Below are 20,430 nucleotides of genomic sequence, written 5' to 3' on the forward strand. Positions count from 1 at the left end.
TTACCTCCTGGGTTCGTTGGAAGAAGTTATTACTCATCTAAGGAGAAAGTGTGAATGTTCACTCACGTCAAGTCCACCATTCGCCACATTGAACCAGATACCCTCGGAGATCGTTCTCTTGTTAAGGTGGTCTATGTCGTGCTTGAGCCTCAGTATCAAAGTGCGCTCTCGGCATCAGTCCGCTCGATTAATGCCAATAATCCTGATGTTGCCATTGAGATTAGTGGTTACTTAATTGAAGAACTGCGTGATCCTGAGAATTACGAGGCGTTCCAAAATGATGTGGCTCAAGCCAATTTGTTTATTGGTTCGTTAATTTTTATTGAAGATTTAGCCGATAAAGTTGTGGCTGCGGTTGAACCTTATCGGGATCAACTCGATGCAGCGATTGTGTTTCCGTCCATGCCCCAAGTCATGCGCCTAAATAAATTGGGTAGCTTTTCTATGGCGCAGTTAGGGCAAAGTAAAAGCGCGATCGCGCAGTTTATGAAAAAACGCAAAGAGAAACAGGGGGCATCTTTCCAAGATGGTATGCTCAAACTCCTGCAAACCTTACCAAAAGTTTTAAAATACTTACCATTAGATAAAGCTCAAGACGCTCGCAACTTCATGTTGTCCTTCCAGTATTGGCTCGGTGGTTCTCCTGATAATTTAGAGAACTTCCTGCTAATGCTCACTGATAAATATATTCTCAAGAAAGAACATAAAGAAGAAGAAGTTAAATATGATGCTCCGGTTGTTTATCCGGATATGGGAATTTGGCATCCTCTTGCGCCGAAGATGTTTGAAGATGTCAAAGAATATTTAAATTGGTACAACAGTCGCAGTGATATTAATGAAGACTTAAAAGACCCCTTAACCCCTTGCATTGGGTTAGTTTTACAACGGACGCACCTGATTACTGGGGATGATGCCCATTATGTGGCGGTAGTTTCCGAACTCGAAGCCATGGGCGCAAGGGTGATTCCTATTTTTGCTGGTGGCTTAGACTTTTCTAAACCAGTGGATGAGTTCTTCTGGGATACCGCAGCCGAAGGGGTAGAAGCCTTACCAATTGTGGATGCAGTGGTCTCTTTAACAGGGTTTGCCCTAGTCGGTGGCCCCGCCAGACAAGATCATCCTAAAGCCATTGAATCCCTAAAACGCATTAATCGCCCCTATATGGTGGCGCTACCGCTAGTCTTCCAAACCACGGAAGAATGGGAAGAAAGTGAACTGGGCTTACATCCTGTGCAAGTGGCTCTCCAAATTGCCATTCCTGAATTAGATGGTGGCATTGAGCCGATTATTTTATCCGGGCGTGATGGGGCAACTGGACGCGCGATCGCGCTTCAAGATCGGGTAGAAACCATTGCCCAACGCGCCATGAAATGGGCAAAACTGCGCCGTAAACCCAAACTAGACAAAAAAGTTGCCATTACCGTCTTTAGCTTCCCTCCTGATAAAGGCAACGTGGGAACTGCAGCTTATCTTGATGTCTTTGGTAGCATCTACGAAGTCTTACAGGCTTTAGTTCATAACGGCTACGACGTACAAGACATCCCCGAATCCCCACAAGAACTCATGGAAATGGTGATCCATGATTCCCAAGCTCAGTATGCTAGCCCTGAGTTAAACATTGCCTATCGGATGTCAGTTCCTGAATATGAACAATTAACCCCCTACTCCGAAAATCTTCACGAAAACTGGGGACCCCCACCAGGAGAACTGAACAGTGATGGCGAAAACCTCCTAATTTATGGTCGTCACTTTGGAAACGTCTTTATTGGCGTACAACCCACCTTTGGCTATGAAGGTGACCCCATGCGCCTTCTCTTCTCCCGTTCTGCCTCTCCCCATCATGGTTTTGCTGCCTACTATACGTATCTAGAAAAAGTTTGGGGCGCTGATGCCGTTCTCCACTTTGGCACTCATGGTTCTCTAGAGTTTATGCCAGGTAAGCAAATGGGAATGTCGGGAGATTGCTATCCCGATAGTCTAATTGGCAGCATTCCCAATCTTTACTACTACGCTGCTAATAACCCCAGCGAAGCTACCATTGCCAAACGCCGCAGTTACGCGGAAACCATTTCTTATCTCACGCCACCCGCAGAAAATGCAGGGCTTTATAAAGGCTTACAAGAACTGCAAGACCTCATTGGCTCTTATCAAAACCTCAAAGATAATGGTCGCGCCGTGCAAATTGTCAACACCATCAAAGAACAAGCGCGACTGGTGAACTTAGATAAAGATGTCACCATCCCCGAAAAAGATGCTGAGGAGATGTCCCAAGAAGAACGGGATAATCTAGTCGGTTCCCTGTATAAGCAACTCATGGAAATTTCCTCTCGTCTCCTCCCCTGTGGCTTGCACGTGGTTGGTAAACCCCCAAGTGCAGAAGAAGCCATTGCCACCCTCGTTAATATCGCCTCTCTTGACCGCGAAGAAGAGGAAATTCAGGGCTTACCCCGTACCATCGCCGAAAGTATTGGGCGCGATCTTGATGAAATCTATCGCAACAATGACAAAGGCGTTTTAGCTGATGTGCAACTCCTGCAAGAAATTAATACCGCCGTACAAGAAGCAGTTGCTGCTTTAGTTCATGCACAAGCCGATGCCAACGGACGGGTTTCCCAAGTTTCTAAACTGAATTTCTTTAATATGGGGCGTAAAGAACCCTGGGTTAAGGCTTTACACGACTTAGGTTATACCAAAGTTGACCGTGAAAAAATGAAGCCCCTGTTTGAGTATCTTGAGTATTGTTTAGAACAGGTGGTAGCTGATAATGAATTAGGCGCATTATTACGCGGCTTAGAAGGGGAATATATTATGCCCGGGCCAGGTGGCGACCCCATTCGCAATCCTAATGTCCTCCCCACTGGGAAAAATATCCACGCCCTAGATCCCCAGTCCATTCCCACCGCCGCTGCTGTAAAATCTGCAAAAGTGGTTGTGGATCGCCTTTTAGATCGCCATCGTGCAGAAAATGGTGGACAATTACCTGAAACCATTGCCTCTGTACTTTGGGGAACCGATAACATTAAGACTTATGGGGAATCCCTCGCCCAAATTCTGTGCTTAATTGGGGTGAAACCTGTTCCCGACTCCTTAGGACGCATTAACAAGCTAGAATTAATGCCCTTAGAGGAATTGGGTCGTCCTCGCATTGACGTAGTTGTCAACTGTTCTGGAGTCTTCCGTGACTTGTTTATTAATCAAATGGCGTTGTTAGACCAAGGGGTAAAAATGGCAGCAGAAGCTGATGAACCTCTAGAAATGAACTTTGTGCGTAAACATGCCATGGAACAAGCGGAAGAAAATGGAATTAACCTCCGTCAAGCCGCCACTCGTATTTTCTCCAATGCTTCTGGTTCTTATGCCTCTAATGTCAACTTGGCAGTAGAAAACAGTTCTTGGGAAGACGAGTCAGAGTTACGGGATATGTATCTTAACCGCAAGTCTTTTGCCTTTGATGCGGATAACCCTGGCATTATGCAGGAGAATCGCAAGATTTTCGAGTCAGCATTAAAAACTGCTGATGTTACTTATCAGAACTTAGATTCCTCTGAAATTAGCCTCAGTGACGTTTCCCACTACTTTGACTCTGATCCTACAAAAGTGGTTAGCAGTCTTCGCGAAGATGGAAAGCAACCCTCAGCTTATATTGCCGATACAACTACTGCTAATGCCCAAGTGCGGAGTCTCTCGGAAACAGTACGCCTTGATGCCCGCACTAAAATGCTGAACCCGAAATGGTATGAGGGAATGCTCAGTCACGGCTATGAAGGGGTACGTGAGTTATCTAAGCGTCTCGTGAATACCATGGGCTGGAGTGCTACTGCTGGTGCTGTGGATAACTGGGTTTATGAAGATACCAATGACACCTTCATCAAGGATAAAGAGATGCAGGAACGGTTGTTAAACCTCAATCCCAATTCCTTCCGCCGTATGGTGACTACTCTCTTAGAAGCCAATGGACGCGGTTATTGGGAAACCAGTGAGGAAAACCTAGAACGCTTGCGTGAACTCTATCAAGAGGCTGAAGATCGCATTGAAGGGATCGAATAAAGCAGGGAGTTAACGTAATCTCCCTAGTAGGGGCGTTCTATGGAACGTCTCTACCAAATTGATTAGGATAAAAAAAATCTGCCAATTTGCGTATATTTAATTAAGTAGTTTGGTAAATTTAAATTGTGATCTAAATTTCAATTCCAAGATTTCCCTGAATTAAATCGAGTCAAATGGAGTTTAGATCACTTTACTAAACTGACTTAATTCTTAATTAAGCGCTTGAAATTGGTAATTAAAACTTTAGTTTGCCTTATCCCTTCTTTGGCTAGTTTAATGGCTATTTCCCTACCAGTACAGGGAATTAATTTATCCAATAGTCGCAGTTACCTTGAACTGAAAAACTTTAGCCATCTTCCTCAAAAGACTGCTGTTGATATTGATATCAGTGGGTTAGCGATTTCGGAAGGCGATCATAGCTTCGTTGAAACCCGAATTGACTTTGATACAATTTTTTACACGGATCAATCACAAGCTTTTGTCAAATCGCGATCGGAAACGAATGTTTCTGGAAGCGGTAGTAATTATTTTGGACAAGGACGAACTATTTCGCAAGCGATTGGTGATTTTTCCGTTGCAGCCAACCAAAATTTCTTTTTTGAGATTGAAACTTTCTTAAACATTACGACGATTTTCAATACTTCCAAAACGGCTACTTATCGTACTGGAAGCTACCTGAACTTGTCACTAATGGATCGCTCTTCTAATAATATCATTGATGAATGGGAAATTTTAGGTTTACAAGAAAATAACTCAGCATCTAATATTCCTTTTAGGTATCAGGAAGCTGGAGGTTCTCAATTTATCCCTGATCGGGAAGAGATTGGATCTTTTAATCAAATTTTCAATAATTATTTAATTTCAACTCAATACACTTCATGGAATGGTTACTTTCTATCGTCGTTTTCCCAAGATACCGAACTACGTTTAATTGCGACTACCCAAAACCAAAGCTGTGTTAACAAATTACAAGCAACGAATCGTTGTGATCAATTTCCAGAGCGTTCTTCTTCAAAAGCTGTTCCCTTCCAACCCTCTAGTCAATTGCTAATATTTTTAATCGGTACTTTTATCACCATTCGACTGATTAAAAAGCAAATGATTAAGTTCGGCATTTAACCACTGCTCAAACATTTGATCCAGTAATTTTTCATAGAGTTCATCTGTCAACTCAGCAGGAATAAATTCTTCTACCAAAAAGATATGATATCCTTCCTCTGACTGTAGTGGAGTCATGACAGTATTCGGCTGACAATCAAAAATTTGGCTTGAAAAGTCTGGTTTTAATTCAGCACGAGAAACTTCCCCGACATAACCACATTGGATTCTACGAGAATAATTTATATCATAGAGATGAGCAGCATTATAAAAGCTCATTTCTTCTTCTTCAATTTGATAAAAAATTTCCCAGGCTAAACTTTGATAGGGAACAATGATTTGGTAAAGTAAAGCCTTCTCAAAAAGATGTTGATTTTGATTAAAAAAATCTCTAACTTTGGTGGCAAAGAGAAATTCCTTCAATTTTGCTGTTTCTAATTGTTCTCGAATACCCACTTCCCAATCTTCTGGGGTAATGAGTTGATCATTTAACCAAGCATAAGTATCCGAGGCTTGCTCTAAGCGATATTGTCGTCGGATACGATTAGCTTCAGCTTGTATTTCTTCTGTAGTCACAACAATTTGATTGTTAGCAGTTGCTTGGCTAATTATTTTTTGTTGGACAATTTGCTGGCAAAAATCCTTGAGTTTGATTCGCTTCTTAAGGAAATAAATTAGTTCTTCTGGCTCAATGATAATACCCGAAAAGTTAATCATTTTTTTATTTAGAAACTAATCTGCCCTTGTCTGTATTAGGTTTTATCCTGATACACAAAGAGCAGACTAGTCATGTTAATGTATCTTGGAATTAATTGACGTTGGATAAGACAATGGTAAATGAGTTATCACCAATGGCAATACCAACTCCTGCCGCAAACCCTGCTGCTGCTGCACCAGCTAAGTTAAACTTAGAGTCAAAATCAAAATCAAAATCAAAGGCAAAAAAGCTGGCTTCTCCTTTTATTTGTTTTTGAGCAATAGTAGTCGGCTCGCAAAATTCTAAATCGCTAATCGTTAATTGAGTCATAATCCTACTCCATTAGTTGCCGTTAAAACTAAAACCGCTAAAAGGAGATTTCGCGATCGCGACAGTTTTAGCGATAGTGTTTGTCATCGCAAAACTACTTCCTGTAGCAAAGGCTAAAGTAATAGCTTCTAGTTGAATTTCAATGCCACCTTTAATTATATGAGTTGTAGCATTGGGGTTAATCTGTAGATAATCTAGATCCACAATTTGCATGATTGGTTTCTCCGCTTAAGTGCCAAAAGTTATTCAGCGATCAAGATAAAAGAACCGCTAGCAGCAGAAATATTTACCCCCATATCACTGGTAGCTAATAATTCAACACGACTATCGAAGAAAGAATTACTAGCTCCTAGCGCAAGTGCTTCAAAACTAAAACTGGCTAAAGCAATGCCTCCTTTAATTTCATCATTCTTTAGGCTGATAATTTCTAAACAATCAAGGTTTTCGATTTTCATGAGAATTAATCTCCACAAAAAATTAAGAATACATTTATATTAAAGCGTACTTTGGTTTATTATTGTTGTCATCTTGGCATAAAAATATTTTTAATTAAATAGGGATCAACCAAAACTGATTGATCCCTATTTAAACTTAACTGAAAATATATTTTAGTTTTCAGGAGGAGCCGCCATAGAAGAAGAACTAGAAGACGAAGTAATCATTACCCCGGGTCCACCAGCATTACTCTCACTTTCATTACTAAAGGCTGAAGGGAACATCATTGTCATTGAAAAAGGAAAAAATGGTTGATTGATGCTTCGTATAACAGGAGCATTTCCACCTATAATTTTAAGTGGATTAGAAATTACATTACAAAACTCTAAGGAAGTAATTTTCATAGTTTCTCCATGGTAATTATAAATCGAAATTAGAAGGAAGTTAGATAGTTTACCTTCACTTCCTTCTAATTTTAAGTTAGGTATGCTCCAAACTAATGAACTAAAGTTAATTAGACATTAGCAGCAGCACTAGCCTGAGACAAGCTCGCTGATGATTTAAAACCAATTGCAGAAATCACACCAGTCTGAGCATTGGTAAATGTACTAGAGAAGGCATTACCAATAGCTGTTGAAAAAGTGAGGGCATTTGCTAAAGCTAAGCCACCTTTAACTTCTTTCTCAGAAACAACGCTTAAGTGGTCAAGATTGGAAATAACCATTGTTTTTTTCTCCTTAATTTGAGTTGTATTTCATTAATTAAAGCGATTTTGCTTTAACACTTTTTACTATAGTTCCTGTTTTGAAAAAAGTATCGCCATCTTGGCATGATTTGCAAAAAAATCGCCATCTTGGCATATTTTATCTAAAAAAGTAATATTTTTGAATTGAATTATAAAAAAATAGTTGGATAACACTATTGCTCCAACTATTCTATCTAGCTTATAATCAGCTTTATTGAGGATTTTAAAAATGAAAATAAATTGAACAGTTTAAATATTGAGTTTTATTTCCTCCTGAGATTTTATGCTTACGATTTTCTTGAAGGTAATCTAAGTCTTCAATAGAGCAATCTTGTTTAGATGTTGTGGGCTTTTTCTTACTTGTTGGAGCGTTCATCTTAATTAAACGGCTATAGGTGCGGTAAGGAATATAATGAAGGGGATTATAACCTGTGGCTTGCAAAATTAAAACACAAGCCCATGAATACTTACCGAGCGCGATCGCTTCGATGATTTTCTCGAAGTTTTTTTCACTCATAACACGATCAGCTTTATTTTGGGAGGAATAAGTTTGAGGTTTCATAGTTTTTAATAAAGGATAAGAGAAAACTTGATTTTAATTTAAAGATTTAATCCACCTTCTTGAAGCTGTTTAAGGGGATCAAATATGACATCAATAATGCGACGACGACGAATAATAATTTCAGCGTTAGCCGTTTGACCGGGTTGAAATTGGATTTTTCTCTGATTATTCGTGATATAGTTTTGCTCTAGGGCAATTTTTACCTCATAAAAGCTACCGATATTTTCCTCGGCTCTAGAATTAGGTGCAATGTCTATAACTCTGCCATTAATTACTCCATAATCCTGATAAGGATAAGCATCAAACTTGATGTTGACAGTCATATCCTCTTCAATAAAGCCAGCTTCTTCAACTGGGAGAATCGCATCTAGAATTAAAGGAGCTTCTTGAGGTGCAATTTCTGCAATGGTTTCCCCCGGTTGAACAACTTGACCGACATTCTGTAGGTTTACAGATAAAACTGTTCCACTCACAGGTGCAACTAAAACTGTTTCTTGTTGTGTAATTTGAGCAAGCCTTAGTTCATTTTGGGTTTCTAGAATTTTTCCTTGTAAGTCTTGAATACTGATTTCCAGTTGCTGGATTTTCTCTTCTGTTTCCAATTGAACTGTATCTTTCTGTTGTTGCTTTTGCATTCGTTCAGTTTTTAACCGTGCTAGGCTAGTTTTACTAGTATCTAAGTCACTTTCAGCACGAAGAGACTTAATTTTACTATCTTGTAAAAGTTGCTCGGCTTGAAAGATATATTCTTGGGAAATAGCACCGACTTCTTGCAAGGGTTGTAGTCGCTCTATTCGTTGTTCATGACTAGTAATTTCTGAATTTAATTGTTCTAATAACCGATAATTATTGTTGATTTTTTCTTCTTCTCCAGCGATCGCGATTTCTTGTCCTTGAATCTCACTATTAGCAATTTGCAAACGGTTAGTGGCTTCTAAAGTGGTGATCATTAAGAGATTACTTTGTTGTTGCAGTTGAGTTTCATAACTTGCTAGCTTGTCTTCTAATTGATTAATTCGTTGTTGGTGTTGTTCTGAATCGAGTATGGCAAGAACTTGTTCGGCAGTGACAGTATCTCCTTCTGTGATTAAGAGGTCTGTAATTCTACCATTGGTGCTTGGTTGAATTTTATAAGTTCTACCCTGCGGCACTAATTTTCCTTGAGCATTCCCAACTTCTTCAATTTGTCCCCACCAAGCCCAACTAGCAACAGCAATGCCAAAAACCAAGCCACCGAGAATTAAGCGGATTGGGAGAGAAGCAGGAGGCTTTTCTAGTAAAGATTGAACTGAAGGTGACCAAGTAGTTGTATCCTGAGCTAGTGCAGTTGGCGCTGAAACGCTGATAGCTGAAGTATTAGTTTTGGCTTCTTTTTTAGGAGTTGGAAGCGCTGAATGAGAGGATGTTTTTGATGACATAGTGACACCCTAAAAATGGAATTAGGTTAATTTTATATGTTTTTTTTCGATATGGCTTGCCATCTTGGCTTGTTTTTTTTCTTCTTAAAAATTGTAAAAAAAGAAAAACTCAAGCTAAATTAAAGCTCTAGTTGTCTTTGAGTTAAAGAATAGTAAATTTTTTTGTTCGCAATCAACTCTTGATGAGTGCCTTTTTCCACTAATAATCCTTGATCAAGGACTAAAATACAGTTGGCATCACGAACAGTAGAGAGACGATGAGCAATAATAAAAGTGGTTCGATCATGAGAGATTCGCTTGAGATTTTCTTGAAATCTTTGTTCAGATTCTGTATCTAAAGAACTTGTGGCTTCGTCTAGAATTAAAACTTTAGGCTTAGTAAGTAAGGCTCGCGCGATCGCGATTCTCTGTCTCTGTCCGCCTGATAAATTCGCACCTCGTTCCCCCACTTTTGTCTGATAACCTAAAGGCATTGCTTGGATAAAACTATGGGCTTCAGCTAATTTAGCTGCCTCAATAACATCTTCTGAACTAAACTCAGGACGAAACAAAGTAATATTTTCAAAAATCGTACCAGAAAATAAAAAACATTCTTGAGAAACTACCCCTAACTGCGATCGTAAAGAAGGGAGAGAAATATGGCTAAGATCATGATCATCAATCCAAATTTGTCCTGAGTTGGGATAATATAATCCTAAAAGTAGTTTGATTAATGTAGTTTTTCCAGAGCCACTTCTGCCAACAATCGCAATCGTTTCTCCGGGATGAGCTTCAAAAGTAATTCCTTCTAAGGTATTTCTTTCTGCATCGGCATCATAACGAAAAGTTACTTTTTCAAACCGAATTTCTCCCTTTAATTCTGGTAAAGGCAACCCTCTCTGTTGCGACGTTTCTTCTGGTCGAGTAGTAAAAATATCATTCAGTCGTTCTACTGCAATTAAGACTTCTTGCCACTCATCCCAAATATTAGCAAGAGTTAAAATAGGGTTAACAACTCTTCCCACTAACATATTAAATGCGACCAATTGCCCAATACTTAATTGACCTTGAATGACTAAGTTTGCCCCGTACCATAATAAGCCAGTAGTACCCACAATATTAATGAAACGACTGGCTACCTCTAAATTAACCGCTAATTTCTGTCGTTTAAATCTAACATTGAGAAACTCGGTTAAATAGTCTTCCCATCGCCATCTTAAATCTTGTTCCGAAGCAGTCATTTTTAAGGTTTCAACGCCAGTCATCATTTCCACTAAAGCCGAGTTTTGTTCTGCTGAGTGATTAAAAACTTGGCGAGAAACTTTACGTAGCCAAGGAGTCGCAACTATGGTTAAGAGAATAATTGGCGGGATAATTGCAATGACTAAAAGAGTTAAGCGCCAATTATAGTACAACATTAACCCTAAATAGACGACACTCATCAAAATATCAAGCCAAGCAACCATACCGTTTTTGATTAAAAAGGCTTCAATTTTTTGATTCTCATGAACACGAGTAATAATATCTCCTACATGACGGGATTCAAAAAAATTCAGAGGTAACTTAAGCGTATGGCGGATAAATCCCGTTACCATTGTTAAGTCAAGTAAATTAGATAGATAGCTTAATAAATAATTACGAGTCCCTGATAAAATAACTTCAGCAATGCCGAAGCACAAGATCCCTAAAGCAAACACATGAAGCATCATCAAGCTACTATTAACCACCACTCGATCCAAAATAATTTGGGTAAATAAGGGAGTAACTACACCAAAAATTTGAATTAACAAAGAAGCAATAATAATTTGTAAAGCAGTTCCTTGGTGGGATAACAGTAACTTAAAAAATTTCCCCAAAGAGGCTTTTTCTTCGGGGAGTTTTTGTAAATGCTCAGTTGGCTCAAGTAATAGAGCATACCCTGTCCAACGAGCTAAAAATTCTTGTCGAGAGAGAGTATATTTTCCTCTAGCGGGATCAGCAATTAGTACTTTCTGACCTCGGATACGATAGACAACAATATAGTGATCCCCCTGCCAATGAGCAATCCAAGGACTTTTCTCCGTTGCTGTCTGTAATGCATTTAAACTAGCTCGTACCGGTTTTGCAATATAGCCTAATGTCTCAGCAATTTTTGCCAAAGTTGATAAAGAAGTCCCAGAACGACCAACATTTCCTAAGCGGCGTACAAAGTTGATGCTCAAGCGTTTTTGCCAATAACGACTAATCATTACCAGACAAGCAATGCCACAATCGGAACTACTTTGCTGTTCTACAAAGGGGTAACGACGTAAATGTCCTCGTCGTTTTGGCTGGGGAAATTCGACTTCCGTGTTTGGAGAAACTTCTGGAACAGTAAAACTGGTTGGTTGTGCTGAAGGCAATGCCCTGTGATTGTTGTTCAGTGGGACACTTAAAGAGTTATTACTGTTTGGACACCAATCAGGACGTAAGGCTAAGTATTGTTTTTTGGGTAAATAATAGATTAATAAAGAAGTTTGGGCTTTGGCGGTTGAGGGAACATCTTCTGGATATCCCCATGCAGATATGGAACATGGCTCAATTTTTCCGTAACGTAGCCAAAATCGTCCCATTTCAGAAGGAGTGGCTTCTTCTAAGAGAGTTTCGGGAGGAATTTGTTTTTCTTGGATATACGGTAGTAGCTTTTCCAGACGATGAGTAGGAACGGCACGCAGTTCGGTGAAGGTTTTTAGAAAGATAAGATGTTGTCTGCTTTGTGTTGCGTCTCGCCAAGGAGTTTGCAATTGTGGTTGTTGTTGAAACCAGGTTTTTTGTTGATTGCTATCAATGCGAGCAACTTTAACGGTAGATGAGTTTTGACAAGGAAAAACTTGATACGGTAGAGAATGCTCAAACAGTTGGGAATCACCCCCAAAGCATTCTCCTTCTTCTAAAACTTGTATGGAAACGAAACGTTCTTTCTCCGCGTCGAAGCCCAGCAGTCGCACACGACCTTCACAAACGAAATAAAAATTCGTCGGTTGATTTGGCCAAAATTCGTAAATTAGCTCTCCAAAAGAAAAAGAAAGTATTTCAAATGCCTGACAAAACTGATTGAGGGTTTGTTGCTCTTCTTCAGTTACGCGAGAAGACTGCCCAAAAAAGTTTTTTTGGCTCATCAGCTGATAAAGCCGATCCTCAGGCAAGGTCGGTATAGATTTTGACTTCGCTTTCATGTGCTACTTTTAGGGAAAGTTAAGTAGTTGTACCATTACCTTATACTGAGTTTATTACTTATCAATAGTTTCTCAACAATTATTTACGTATTTTCATTTAAGTATTTTACTACAATAATAAAAAAAAGTATTAATACTAAAATATTCGGAAAAGCAGGATCGTGAGTTCTGAGTCATCGATCAATAGAATCGCCTTCCTTCAAGGACAAGGAAGGCGAGAAAGTCAACAACGGTTGCGAGAGTTACTACTGAAGATCCCCATAAGTAGGAGGAAGATCAAGAGATGATGAAGACTCGCCACTGTTATTTTCTTCAAAAGGAGACGGCTCATCTAAAGGTGCTGCTTCTTCTGGTGAGGGCCGATCGCGATCCACATCTGTTAAATCACCTAAATTAAACAAGAAAGGAACACTACTCTTGTTGTCACCGCCCATCACTAAAACATTGGGCATTTGAGAGCCACCTTGTCGCCACGCTTCAATGGCTTCTTTTTGCAGTACCAGTGATCCCCCTTGAGCGCGTAAAGTATCTGCGAGGAGGCGTTGAGCTTCAGCACGCCCTTTAGCACGATTAATATCTGCTTGAGCCTTCTGTTCGGCTTCTCGGGCAATATAAACGGCTCGTTGGGCACTTTGTTCAGCAATTTGTTTATCTTCCACTGCTTGAGCAAAGGCTTTGGTAAAGTTTAGATCAACCACGCTGGTATCTAAAACAATAATGCCATACTTTTCTAAACGACTATTGAGAGCCACATCAAAATCTCGTTTTAACTCATCCCGTCTAGTAATGGCTTCTTCTGCGGTTTTTCTGGCAGCGGCAACTTTAAATGATTCTTGAGTTTGCGGAGAAATCACTTTCGCCACAACATTACTTAAAGTTCCTTGCTTACGGCGAATATCCACCACTTGCACAGGATCAAGACGGAAGTTAATCGCAAAACTCGCATTTAAGTCTTGTAAGTCTTTCGTCGCACTTTGGGCGGGAACTTCATATTTCTGTACTGTGACATCATACACATCCACCTTAGAAATAATCGGAGGCTTAAAATGGATGCCTTCTAGTAAAGCCCCTTCTTGGGCTTGTCCTAAAATGCTTAAAACTCCTGCTTCTCCGGGGTTAATCACAGTATAAGAATTAAAACCAATGATTAACAGTAAGGCAGCGAGAATGCCACCTATAATCGCCCTTAAACTTTGAGTATTCGGTTGAGTCAAAAATTTTGCTCCTAAATTGATTGTGTATTATTATTACTGCTTTGGGAAAACAGCACTGGCTCTATAAATCCCCATAACCAGGAGGCAGATCTAAAGAGGAGTCTTGATTATCACTTTCTTTTTCAAAGGGAGAAGGTTCATCTAAGGGAGAAGCCTCTTCTGGCGATGGACGATCTAGATCAACATCAGCTAAATCCCCAAGATTAAATAGAAAGGGAACACTACTTTTATTATCCCCACCCAAAATTAACACATTTGGCATTTGAGAACCGCCTTGTCGCCATGCCTCAATGGCTTCTTTTTGCAGTACCAGTGATCCTCCTTGAGCGCGTAAGGTTTCTGCGAGGAGGCGTTGGGCTTCTGCTTTCCCTTTAGCACGATTAATATCAGCTTGTGCTTCTTGCTCAGCTTCTCGGGCAATATACACGGCTCTTTGGGCTCGTTGTTCAGCGATTTGTTTATCTTCCACCGCTTGAGCAAATTCTTTGGTGAAGTTTAGATCAATGACACTGGTATCTAAGACAATAATCCCATATTTATCTAGCCGATTATTGAGAGCGATATCAAAATCCTCTTTTAATTCATCCCGTTTGGTGATGGCTTCTTCGGCGGTTTTCCTTGCTGCTGCCACCTTAAAGGATTCTTGGGTTTGCGGGGCAATCACTTTAGAAACAACATTTTTTAGTGTCCCTTGTTTACGGCGAATATCTACCACTTGCACAGGATCAAGGCGAAAGTTAATGGCAAAACTCGCTTTTAAGTCTTGTAAGTCTTTGGTGGCGCTTTGCGCTGGAACTTCAAATTTTTGAACGGTAACATCATAGACATCCACTTTAGAAATAAAGGGAATTTTATAATGTATGCCTTCTAATAACGCCTCTTCTTGGGCTTTCCCGAGAATACTTAAAACCCCTGCTTGCCCGGGGTTAATGACAACATAGGAATTTAATCCTACCAGTAGTAAAAGCGCGGCAACAATGCCACCAATAATGGCGGTTAGACTTTGGTTAGTCTGTTTATTCAATTCCTTTTTCCTCGTAACTTTAGAGTTAGGCAATAGCGATTAATTTTGCCTACGATTCATTGTTTATTATTGCATGAGACTATTTTTTATGGAGGCGTTTTAATTCTTCTCTAAGGGCTTCTACTTGATTACGAAGAGTGTCGATATCTTCATCTGTTTTCTCCTCTGTTGCTGAGTCACTAGTATTAGGTTCATCTTCTTCAATAATTTCAATGCGTCTTGGTTCGCCTTGACTAGAGGTAGTCTCTTGATTAGTGGCGGTTTGTCCGCTTTTAGCTTCTGACATCAGTTGCTCGACAAATTGACGGGCTTCTTCTGAGTTCATTTCGCCCCGTTTGACCAATTCATCGGCGAGTTTTTGACTTTGGGTGCGGAGTTCTTTGAGTTTTTCGCTAGCTTGTTCTTGAGCATAATCTGCTAATCCTACACCAAAGTAAAAGGCTTTTTGTAAGATGTCTCCAAATTGGTTTGCCATAATGCTGATCTATCCTTAAACGCTCGGCTTATTTTTAGCTTAACTTGCCCAGCTAGATTTAGGGGGAGAATTTAGTGCGATTCGTTTCTTGTGACGAATCAGTAATTTTACTTGTAAAACTTGTTAAGATAACTTCTATCGGTTCTCTTGATATTTTTTTATTGTGGGGGTTAACTCCTATCATGTTGAATTCACGTTGGCAAGTGGCGACATTAGTAATGATAACAATCCTCGTTATTTGTGTGGGAAGTTACAAAATAGGGCTTGAGGATTGGGGAAACAGCGCGATCGCGGCTTCGTCAGAAAAAGTGAAGGTAGGAGTCTATAATAACCCTCCAAAAGTTTTCATGGATGATACGGGAGAAGCCAAGGGTTTTTTTCCTGAACTTCTAAGTGAAATTATTGAAAAAGGAAATTGGACGCTGGAATATGTTTCCTGTCATTGGCGAGAGTGCTTAAAGCAAGTTGAAGCAGGGAAATTAGATTTAATGCTTGATGTGGCAGCCTCCCCCGAACGAGAAGAAAGATTTGCCTTTAATCAAGAAATTAGATTGCTCATTGCTACTGTATTGGGAAGTGCTATTACGATTATTATCCTTGTCAGGAAGCAAAATAAACGCTTGCGAAAAGAATTAGAAAAGCGACAACAAATTGAAAATGATTTAAGGAATAGTGAGGAGGAACTTAAGAGGTTAATTCAAAATGTTCCGGGTGGATTACTTCGTTATGTTATAGAAAAAGATGGTTCTCATAAAATTCCTTATAGGAGTCCAGTGGTTAACGATATTTGGGAATTTTCTAATAATGAGAGCGTTGATGCTTTTTGGGAATGTCTTCATCCAGATGATGTGATGGAAATGCGAGAGTCAGTTATTGAGTCAGCCCAGAGCTTACAACCTTGGTCTCAGGAATGGCGAATTATCACTCCCTCAGGAAAAATGAAATGGTTACAAGCGACAGGAAATCCCCAAAAAGAAGAGGATGGAACTGTTTTTTTCTATACAATTATTATTGATGTTACTGAAAAAAAGTTTCTTGAGAAAGCGTTACAAGAAAGTCAAGAACAGCTACAAAATTTGACCAATGCGATTCCGGGGGCAGTGTATCAACATCAGGTGAATCCTGAAGGAGAAGAAAAGATTCTATTTATGAGCGAGGGGATCAAAAACTTATTTGGTATTTCGCCTCAAGAAATGATGGATAATCCAGAGGTGAGATGGAAGGTCATGTCCCCAGAAGCGCGATCGCGCATTCAATTGTCCGCAAGCTATTCTCTCACCACTCTTAGTCCTTGGCGTGATGAATTTGAAATTCATTTAGAAAATGGTGAAAACAAATGGATCAAAGGAGAAGCTATTCCCGAAAAAATGGATGATGGGAGTGTTGTTTTTAATGGCATTATAACAGATATCACGGCACAAAAGTGGCAAGAAAGTTTACTGATCACTCAACAAGAGATTCTAGAAGACTTAGCCAAAGGGAAAGAATTACCCAAAATACTAACCGAATTAATGCGTCTCATTGAACAGCAGTCTCAGGGGTTAACGAGTTCATTTCTCATTGTCCAAGATGGCTATCTTTACAATGAAGGGGAATCAAATTTACCCCTAGGATATCAAGAACAAACTAACGGATTTTTTATTCAGGAAGGAGTAGGAAGTTGTGGAACTGCTGTCACCTGTGGCGAACTTGTTATTAGCAAGGAAATTGCCACTGATCCTCTTTGGGAAGGAATCAAGGAAATTCCCCTTCACTATAACTTACAAGCCTGTTGGTCAATGCCCATTTTATCTTCAACCGAAGAAGTATTAGGGACATTTGCCGTTTATGCTGACACTCCACGTTCTCCTTCTTTCTCTGAATTACATTTAATGGAAATTGCTAGCAAACTGGCAAAACTGGCGATTGAACAAAAACAGCAAGAAGAGGCTTTACAAAAACAAGCGGAACAAGAAAAATTATTAGGCAAGGTAACTCAAGAAATTCGGCAATCACTAGATTTAGAGGCGGTTCTTAATACCACAGTTCAAGAAGTTAGAGAGTTTTTAAGGGTGGATCGAGTCATTGTCTATAATTTAACGGAAAATACAGGGAAAGTGATCGCAGAAGCAGTGGAAGCCTCTTGGCAGTCTTTACATCGCAAAACAATTAATGATCCCTGCCTACAGAACATAGAATCTGGCAACATTTTCTCTGCCAATTATCCCCACGTTATTTTCGATGTCGATCTGGATTCTATTGCTCCTTGTTCTGCTGAAATGTTGCGAGGATATGAAGTGCGAGCCAATTTAGTCCTTCCCATTTTTCAAGATAATGAAAAGTGGGGATTTTTAATTGCTCAACAATGTTCTGCGCCTCGTCAGTGGCAACAAGAAGAAGTTAAGTTTTTAGAAGATTTATCGAAACAAGTGGGAATTGCCATTCAACAAGCGCAACTCTATCAAGAAACTCAAAATGAACTCTTAAAACGGGAAGAACTTGCTACCCAACTACGTCACAAAGCCATGCACGACGGGTTAACCCAGTTACCCAATCGTAGTTTATTAATGGATCGTTTGCAACATACTTTTCAACGTTACCATCGTTATAACATGGCAGAATCTTCTCAGTTTGCTCTGCTATTTTTAGACTTAAATGGCTTCAAATTGATTAATGATACTTTAGGACATGATGCTGGGGATCAGTTATTAATTATAGTGGCAGACAGATTACGGGATTGTCTGCGAGCAATGGATACAGTGAGTCGCCTTGGTGGGGATGAATTTGTTGTGGTTTTAGAGGGGATTACGGGGGAAAAAGATGCGATTGAAATTGCTAATCGGATTCAAGAAGCCTTTGCTGTTCCCACTTATATTTGCGGTCAAAAAGTTCACCCCAGCACTAGCATTGGCATTGTCATGGCTCATCCTGATTATGTTTACCCAGAAGAAATGTTAAGAGATGCGGATATTGCCATGTATGAGGCAAAAAAAAATAACCTCAAATATGCTGTTTTTCGCTCTTCTATGCAGACCATTGTTGCTGAACAATTACAACTAGAAAATGATTTAAGAGAAGCCTTAGAAAAACAGCAGTTAGTTTTATATTATCAGCCCATTGTTGACCTCCGTAGCAAAAAAATTAAGGGACTTGAAGCATTAATGCGCTGGAAACATCCTGATCACGGCATCATCCAGCCTGATGATTTTTTACCGATTGCAGAAAAAGCAGATTTATTAGAAAAAATGGAGTCTTGGGGGTTAAAAGAGGCTTGTTCACAGTTTCAAGCGTGGCAAAAGGAATTTCGATTTCTTAAACAAGCAGCCATCCATTTTAATATATCACTCAATTACTTTCATCAAAACAACGTTGTTCAAGACGTTAAGCAGATATTAGAGGATTTTTCATGGACTAATCACTCCTTAAAGTTAGAAATTACGGAAATGATTTTGATGGATCAGGAGGAGATGGCTCAAGCAATTTTAGGAGAATTAGAGGCTTTAGGTGTGGGAATTTGTTTAGATGATTTTGGTATCGGATATTCTTCTTTAAGCTATTTAAGTCAGTTTCCCATTCATGATTTGAAAATTAATAATAGTTTAATTATGGATTTGGATCAAGGAGAAATTGGCAAAAAAAATCGCCAAATTGTTAAAGCAATTGGCAATTTATGTAATAGTCTCAAGGTTCGCGCGATCGCGGAAGGGGTGGAAACTCAAGATCAAAGTTTGATTTTAAATTTCTATGGCTATGATACGGGACAGGGAAATTATTACTGCCATCCCCTCCCCGCAGAAAAGATGACAGCCTTTCTAAAAGAATTACCTGCTGATTTTGGATGTTAGTCTTCTAATTCGTCTTGCGATACCCATGTTCCATGAAAGCCATAGGGAACTCGCTGTGGAATCATCACTCGCGCTACAGGTTCATTGGTCATATTTTGAGCATCTACCACTAATAACTCTGATTGATTGCGATTTTCATCATGAACAAACGTAATTAACCAGCCGTCATCTTCTGCTGTTGCGCCTTGACGTGGGGCAAAAACCGCTTCTCCACAATAACGATTTTCTCCTAGATAATGAATTTCAGAAGCTGCCTGATTTTCAAAATCAAATTTCACTAAGCCTTCAAATAAGGGCATAGGATGCGGTGACATTTTACCAGCAAAGCCATAACGCATTTTACGTCCTGTTTTCTGCTCATTAATGCGAGGAAACTCCACCATAAAGGGGGATAGATTACGTTCTTCTACTGTTCCTGTTTTCAAGTTAAACCGCCACTGATGAAGATAGGGGGCTTGCTCATTAGAATCACTTTCTTCGTTGAGATCAGTTAATTCAAAACGGTTCATCCGACAAGCAATGAGAACTACCTCATCTCCTTCCTCATAAGCATTAAGAACATGAAAAATAAAGCAGGATGGGGCTTCAAACCAACGGATTTCTGAGGGATCACCATGACGTGGTAAGATTCCAAAACGACTCGCGCGATCGCGCTCAAAGGCTAATCCCATCTCCCCTTGTGCCATTCTTTCTGGAGAAAAGGTCAGAGGTAAATCCAAAAACAGGGTATAATTTTCTGTAATGGCAAAATCGTGCATCATTACCCCTTGCGGGAGATCAATGGGAATCATTTGGGATAACTCCCCATTTTGATCAACAATCCCATATTGCAAATAAGGAGGGGTGAAGCTATAACCAAAAAACAACATCTCGCCTGTTTCTGGATCAACCTTGGGATGAGCGGTAAATGCCGATTGCAATTGATTATTAAACGTACAAGCCCCCACTGTCTCCAAATTGGGGAGCGTAACTTGATGGGGATTTCCTCCTTCCCACAGGGCTAAAAACCGTTTAGCGTGCCACACTAGGGCTGTATTTGCCGTATTTTTAAAAGGCTCATCTGGAACATCACTTTGCGGTGGTTCTAGTAATCCTGTCCAAATAGCTTGATTAGCTTCCTGTTCCCGAAGAAAGCCTTGTGTGCGGATATAGCGGTTACAATAATGGGCTTTTCCCCCTTGAATTTGCACCCCATGTAACATTCCATCCCCATCAAACCAATGATAGCTACCAATGGGCGGAAATTGGGGATTGGGGCCATTACGAACAAACATTCCTGATAAATCGGGTGGCAATTCACCAATCACTGTCAGATCATCGGCTTCTATTTCTTGGCGAATGGGGGCAAAGTTACCGGTTAGAAACGGATTTGTTGTGGTTGCAGTCAT

16 protein-coding genes are annotated in these 20,430 nt (G+C 39.9%); 3 read left to right on the forward strand and 13 right to left on the reverse strand.

The genetic code is table 11. From position 1 onward, the window contains the following. The first annotated feature begins 54 nt into the window (after positions 1–54). Together FRE64_RS04975 and FRE64_RS04980 are read left to right on the forward strand one after the other, a co-directional pair. On the forward strand, positions 55–4,047 hold the full coding sequence (locus FRE64_RS04975; protein WP_146294938.1) for a magnesium chelatase subunit H: 3,993 nt from the start codon (positions 55–57) through the stop codon (positions 4,045–4,047). A gap of 276 nt (positions 4,048–4,323) precedes the next feature. Then, positions 4,324–5,166 carry a hypothetical protein gene (locus FRE64_RS04980; protein WP_146294939.1) on the forward strand — a complete coding sequence of 281 codons (843 nt, stop codon included), beginning with the start codon at positions 4,324–4,326 and terminating at the stop codon, positions 5,164–5,166. On the opposite strand, the gene FRE64_RS04985 is transcribed toward FRE64_RS04980, so the two are convergent. The 12 genes from FRE64_RS04985 to FRE64_RS05040 form a co-directional block, all read right to left on the reverse strand. Next, on the reverse strand, positions 5,104–5,862 hold the full coding sequence (locus FRE64_RS04985) for a peptidylprolyl isomerase (RefSeq protein ID WP_146294940.1): 759 nt from the start codon (positions 5,860–5,862) through the stop codon (positions 5,104–5,106). The genes FRE64_RS04980 and FRE64_RS04985 overlap by 63 nt on opposite strands. Before the next feature lie 91 nt (positions 5,863–5,953). Further along, positions 5,954–6,172, reverse strand: coding sequence for a hypothetical protein (locus FRE64_RS04990; protein ID WP_146294941.1), 219 nt, complete (start codon positions 6,170–6,172; stop codon positions 5,954–5,956). Between the two features lie 12 nt (positions 6,173–6,184). Next, positions 6,185–6,385: a hypothetical protein gene (locus FRE64_RS04995; protein WP_146294942.1), complete on the reverse strand. Its 201-nt coding sequence runs from the start codon at positions 6,383–6,385 to the stop codon at positions 6,185–6,187. 29 nt (positions 6,386–6,414) lie between these two features. Continuing rightward, positions 6,415–6,627 (reverse strand): hypothetical protein, encoded by a 213-nt coding sequence (locus FRE64_RS05000; RefSeq protein ID WP_146294943.1) that lies wholly within the window; start codon positions 6,625–6,627, stop codon positions 6,415–6,417. Between the two features lie 153 nt (positions 6,628–6,780). After that, complete coding sequence (locus FRE64_RS05005; protein ID WP_146294944.1) at positions 6,781–7,011, reverse strand: hypothetical protein; 231 nt, start codon at positions 7,009–7,011, stop codon at positions 6,781–6,783. A 110-nt stretch (positions 7,012–7,121) separates the two neighbouring features. Continuing rightward, positions 7,122–7,331 carry a hypothetical protein gene (locus tag FRE64_RS05010; RefSeq protein ID WP_146294945.1) on the reverse strand — a complete coding sequence of 70 codons (210 nt, stop codon included), beginning with the start codon at positions 7,329–7,331 and terminating at the stop codon, positions 7,122–7,124. 244 nt (positions 7,332–7,575) lie between these two features. Further along, positions 7,576–7,914: a HetP family heterocyst commitment protein gene (locus tag FRE64_RS05015; protein ID WP_146294946.1), complete on the reverse strand. Its 339-nt coding sequence runs from the start codon at positions 7,912–7,914 to the stop codon at positions 7,576–7,578. 38 nt (positions 7,915–7,952) lie between these two features. Then, the gene (locus FRE64_RS05020; protein ID WP_146294947.1) at positions 7,953–9,332 is read right to left on the reverse strand and encodes an HlyD family type I secretion periplasmic adaptor subunit; all 1,380 of its coding nucleotides are present in this window, start codon (positions 9,330–9,332) and stop codon (positions 7,953–7,955) included. A gap of 119 nt (positions 9,333–9,451) precedes the next feature. Further along, entirely contained in the window at positions 9,452–12,448 is a 2,997-nt protein-coding gene (locus FRE64_RS05025) for an ABC transporter transmembrane domain-containing protein (protein WP_186708984.1), read from the reverse strand. A 302-nt stretch (positions 12,449–12,750) separates the two neighbouring features. Then, complete coding sequence (locus FRE64_RS05030) at positions 12,751–13,719, reverse strand: prohibitin family protein (protein ID WP_146294949.1); 969 nt, start codon at positions 13,717–13,719, stop codon at positions 12,751–12,753. 61 nt (positions 13,720–13,780) lie between these two features. Further along, positions 13,781–14,743, reverse strand: coding sequence for a prohibitin family protein (locus FRE64_RS05035; protein ID WP_146294950.1), 963 nt, complete (start codon positions 14,741–14,743; stop codon positions 13,781–13,783). Positions 14,744–14,822: 79 nt separating this feature from the next. Continuing rightward, positions 14,823–15,218 carry a phasin family protein gene (locus FRE64_RS05040; RefSeq protein WP_146294951.1) on the reverse strand — a complete coding sequence of 132 codons (396 nt, stop codon included), beginning with the start codon at positions 15,216–15,218 and terminating at the stop codon, positions 14,823–14,825. A 182-nt stretch (positions 15,219–15,400) separates the two neighbouring features. Between FRE64_RS05040 and FRE64_RS05045 the strand changes: the two genes are divergently transcribed. Further along, positions 15,401–19,042, forward strand: coding sequence for an EAL domain-containing protein (locus FRE64_RS05045; protein WP_146294952.1), 3,642 nt, complete (start codon positions 15,401–15,403; stop codon positions 19,040–19,042). Here FRE64_RS05045 and FRE64_RS05050 read toward each other — a convergent pair. After that, complete coding sequence (locus tag FRE64_RS05050) at positions 19,039–20,430, reverse strand: carotenoid oxygenase family protein (RefSeq protein WP_146294953.1); 1,392 nt, start codon at positions 20,428–20,430, stop codon at positions 19,039–19,041. The genes FRE64_RS05045 and FRE64_RS05050 overlap by 4 nt on opposite strands.

This window comes from Euhalothece natronophila Z-M001, assembly GCF_007904085.1.
Taxonomy (GTDB): Bacteria; Cyanobacteriota; Cyanobacteriia; order Cyanobacteriales; family Rubidibacteraceae; genus Halothece; species Halothece natronophila.

What these genes read in the sequence shown, in the direction of transcription:
- FRE64_RS04975 (WP_146294938.1), top strand. Translation starts at nt 55, where the DNA reads ATGTTCACTCACGTCAAGTCCACCATTCGCCACATTGAACCAGATACC.
- FRE64_RS04980 (WP_146294939.1), top strand. Translation starts at nt 4,324, where the DNA reads ATGGCTATTTCCCTACCAGTACAGGGAATTAATTTATCCAATAGTCGC.
- FRE64_RS04985 (WP_146294940.1), bottom strand. Translation starts at nt 5,862, where the DNA reads ATGATTAACTTTTCGGGTATTATCATTGAGCCAGAAGAACTAATTTAT.
- FRE64_RS04990 (WP_146294941.1), bottom strand. Translation starts at nt 6,172, where the DNA reads ATGACTCAATTAACGATTAGCGATTTAGAATTTTGCGAGCCGACTACT.
- FRE64_RS04995 (WP_146294942.1), bottom strand. Translation starts at nt 6,385, where the DNA reads ATGCAAATTGTGGATCTAGATTATCTACAGATTAACCCCAATGCTACA.
- FRE64_RS05000 (WP_146294943.1), bottom strand. Translation starts at nt 6,627, where the DNA reads ATGAAAATCGAAAACCTTGATTGTTTAGAAATTATCAGCCTAAAGAAT.
- FRE64_RS05005 (WP_146294944.1), bottom strand. Translation starts at nt 7,011, where the DNA reads ATGAAAATTACTTCCTTAGAGTTTTGTAATGTAATTTCTAATCCACTT.
- FRE64_RS05010 (WP_146294945.1), bottom strand. Translation starts at nt 7,331, where the DNA reads ATGGTTATTTCCAATCTTGACCACTTAAGCGTTGTTTCTGAGAAAGAA.
- FRE64_RS05015 (WP_146294946.1), bottom strand. Translation starts at nt 7,914, where the DNA reads ATGAAACCTCAAACTTATTCCTCCCAAAATAAAGCTGATCGTGTTATG.
- FRE64_RS05020 (WP_146294947.1), bottom strand. Translation starts at nt 9,332, where the DNA reads ATGTCATCAAAAACATCCTCTCATTCAGCGCTTCCAACTCCTAAAAAA.
- FRE64_RS05025 (WP_186708984.1), bottom strand. Translation starts at nt 12,448, where the DNA reads ATGAGCCAAAAAAACTTTTTTGGGCAGTCTTCTCGCGTAACTGAAGAA.
- FRE64_RS05040 (WP_146294951.1), bottom strand. Translation starts at nt 15,218, where the DNA reads ATGGCAAACCAATTTGGAGACATCTTACAAAAAGCCTTTTACTTTGGT.
- FRE64_RS05045 (WP_146294952.1), top strand. Translation starts at nt 15,401, where the DNA reads ATGTTGAATTCACGTTGGCAAGTGGCGACATTAGTAATGATAACAATC.
- FRE64_RS05050 (WP_146294953.1), bottom strand. Translation starts at nt 20,430, where the DNA reads ATGACTGCAACCACAACAAATCCGTTTCTAACCGGTAACTTTGCCCCC.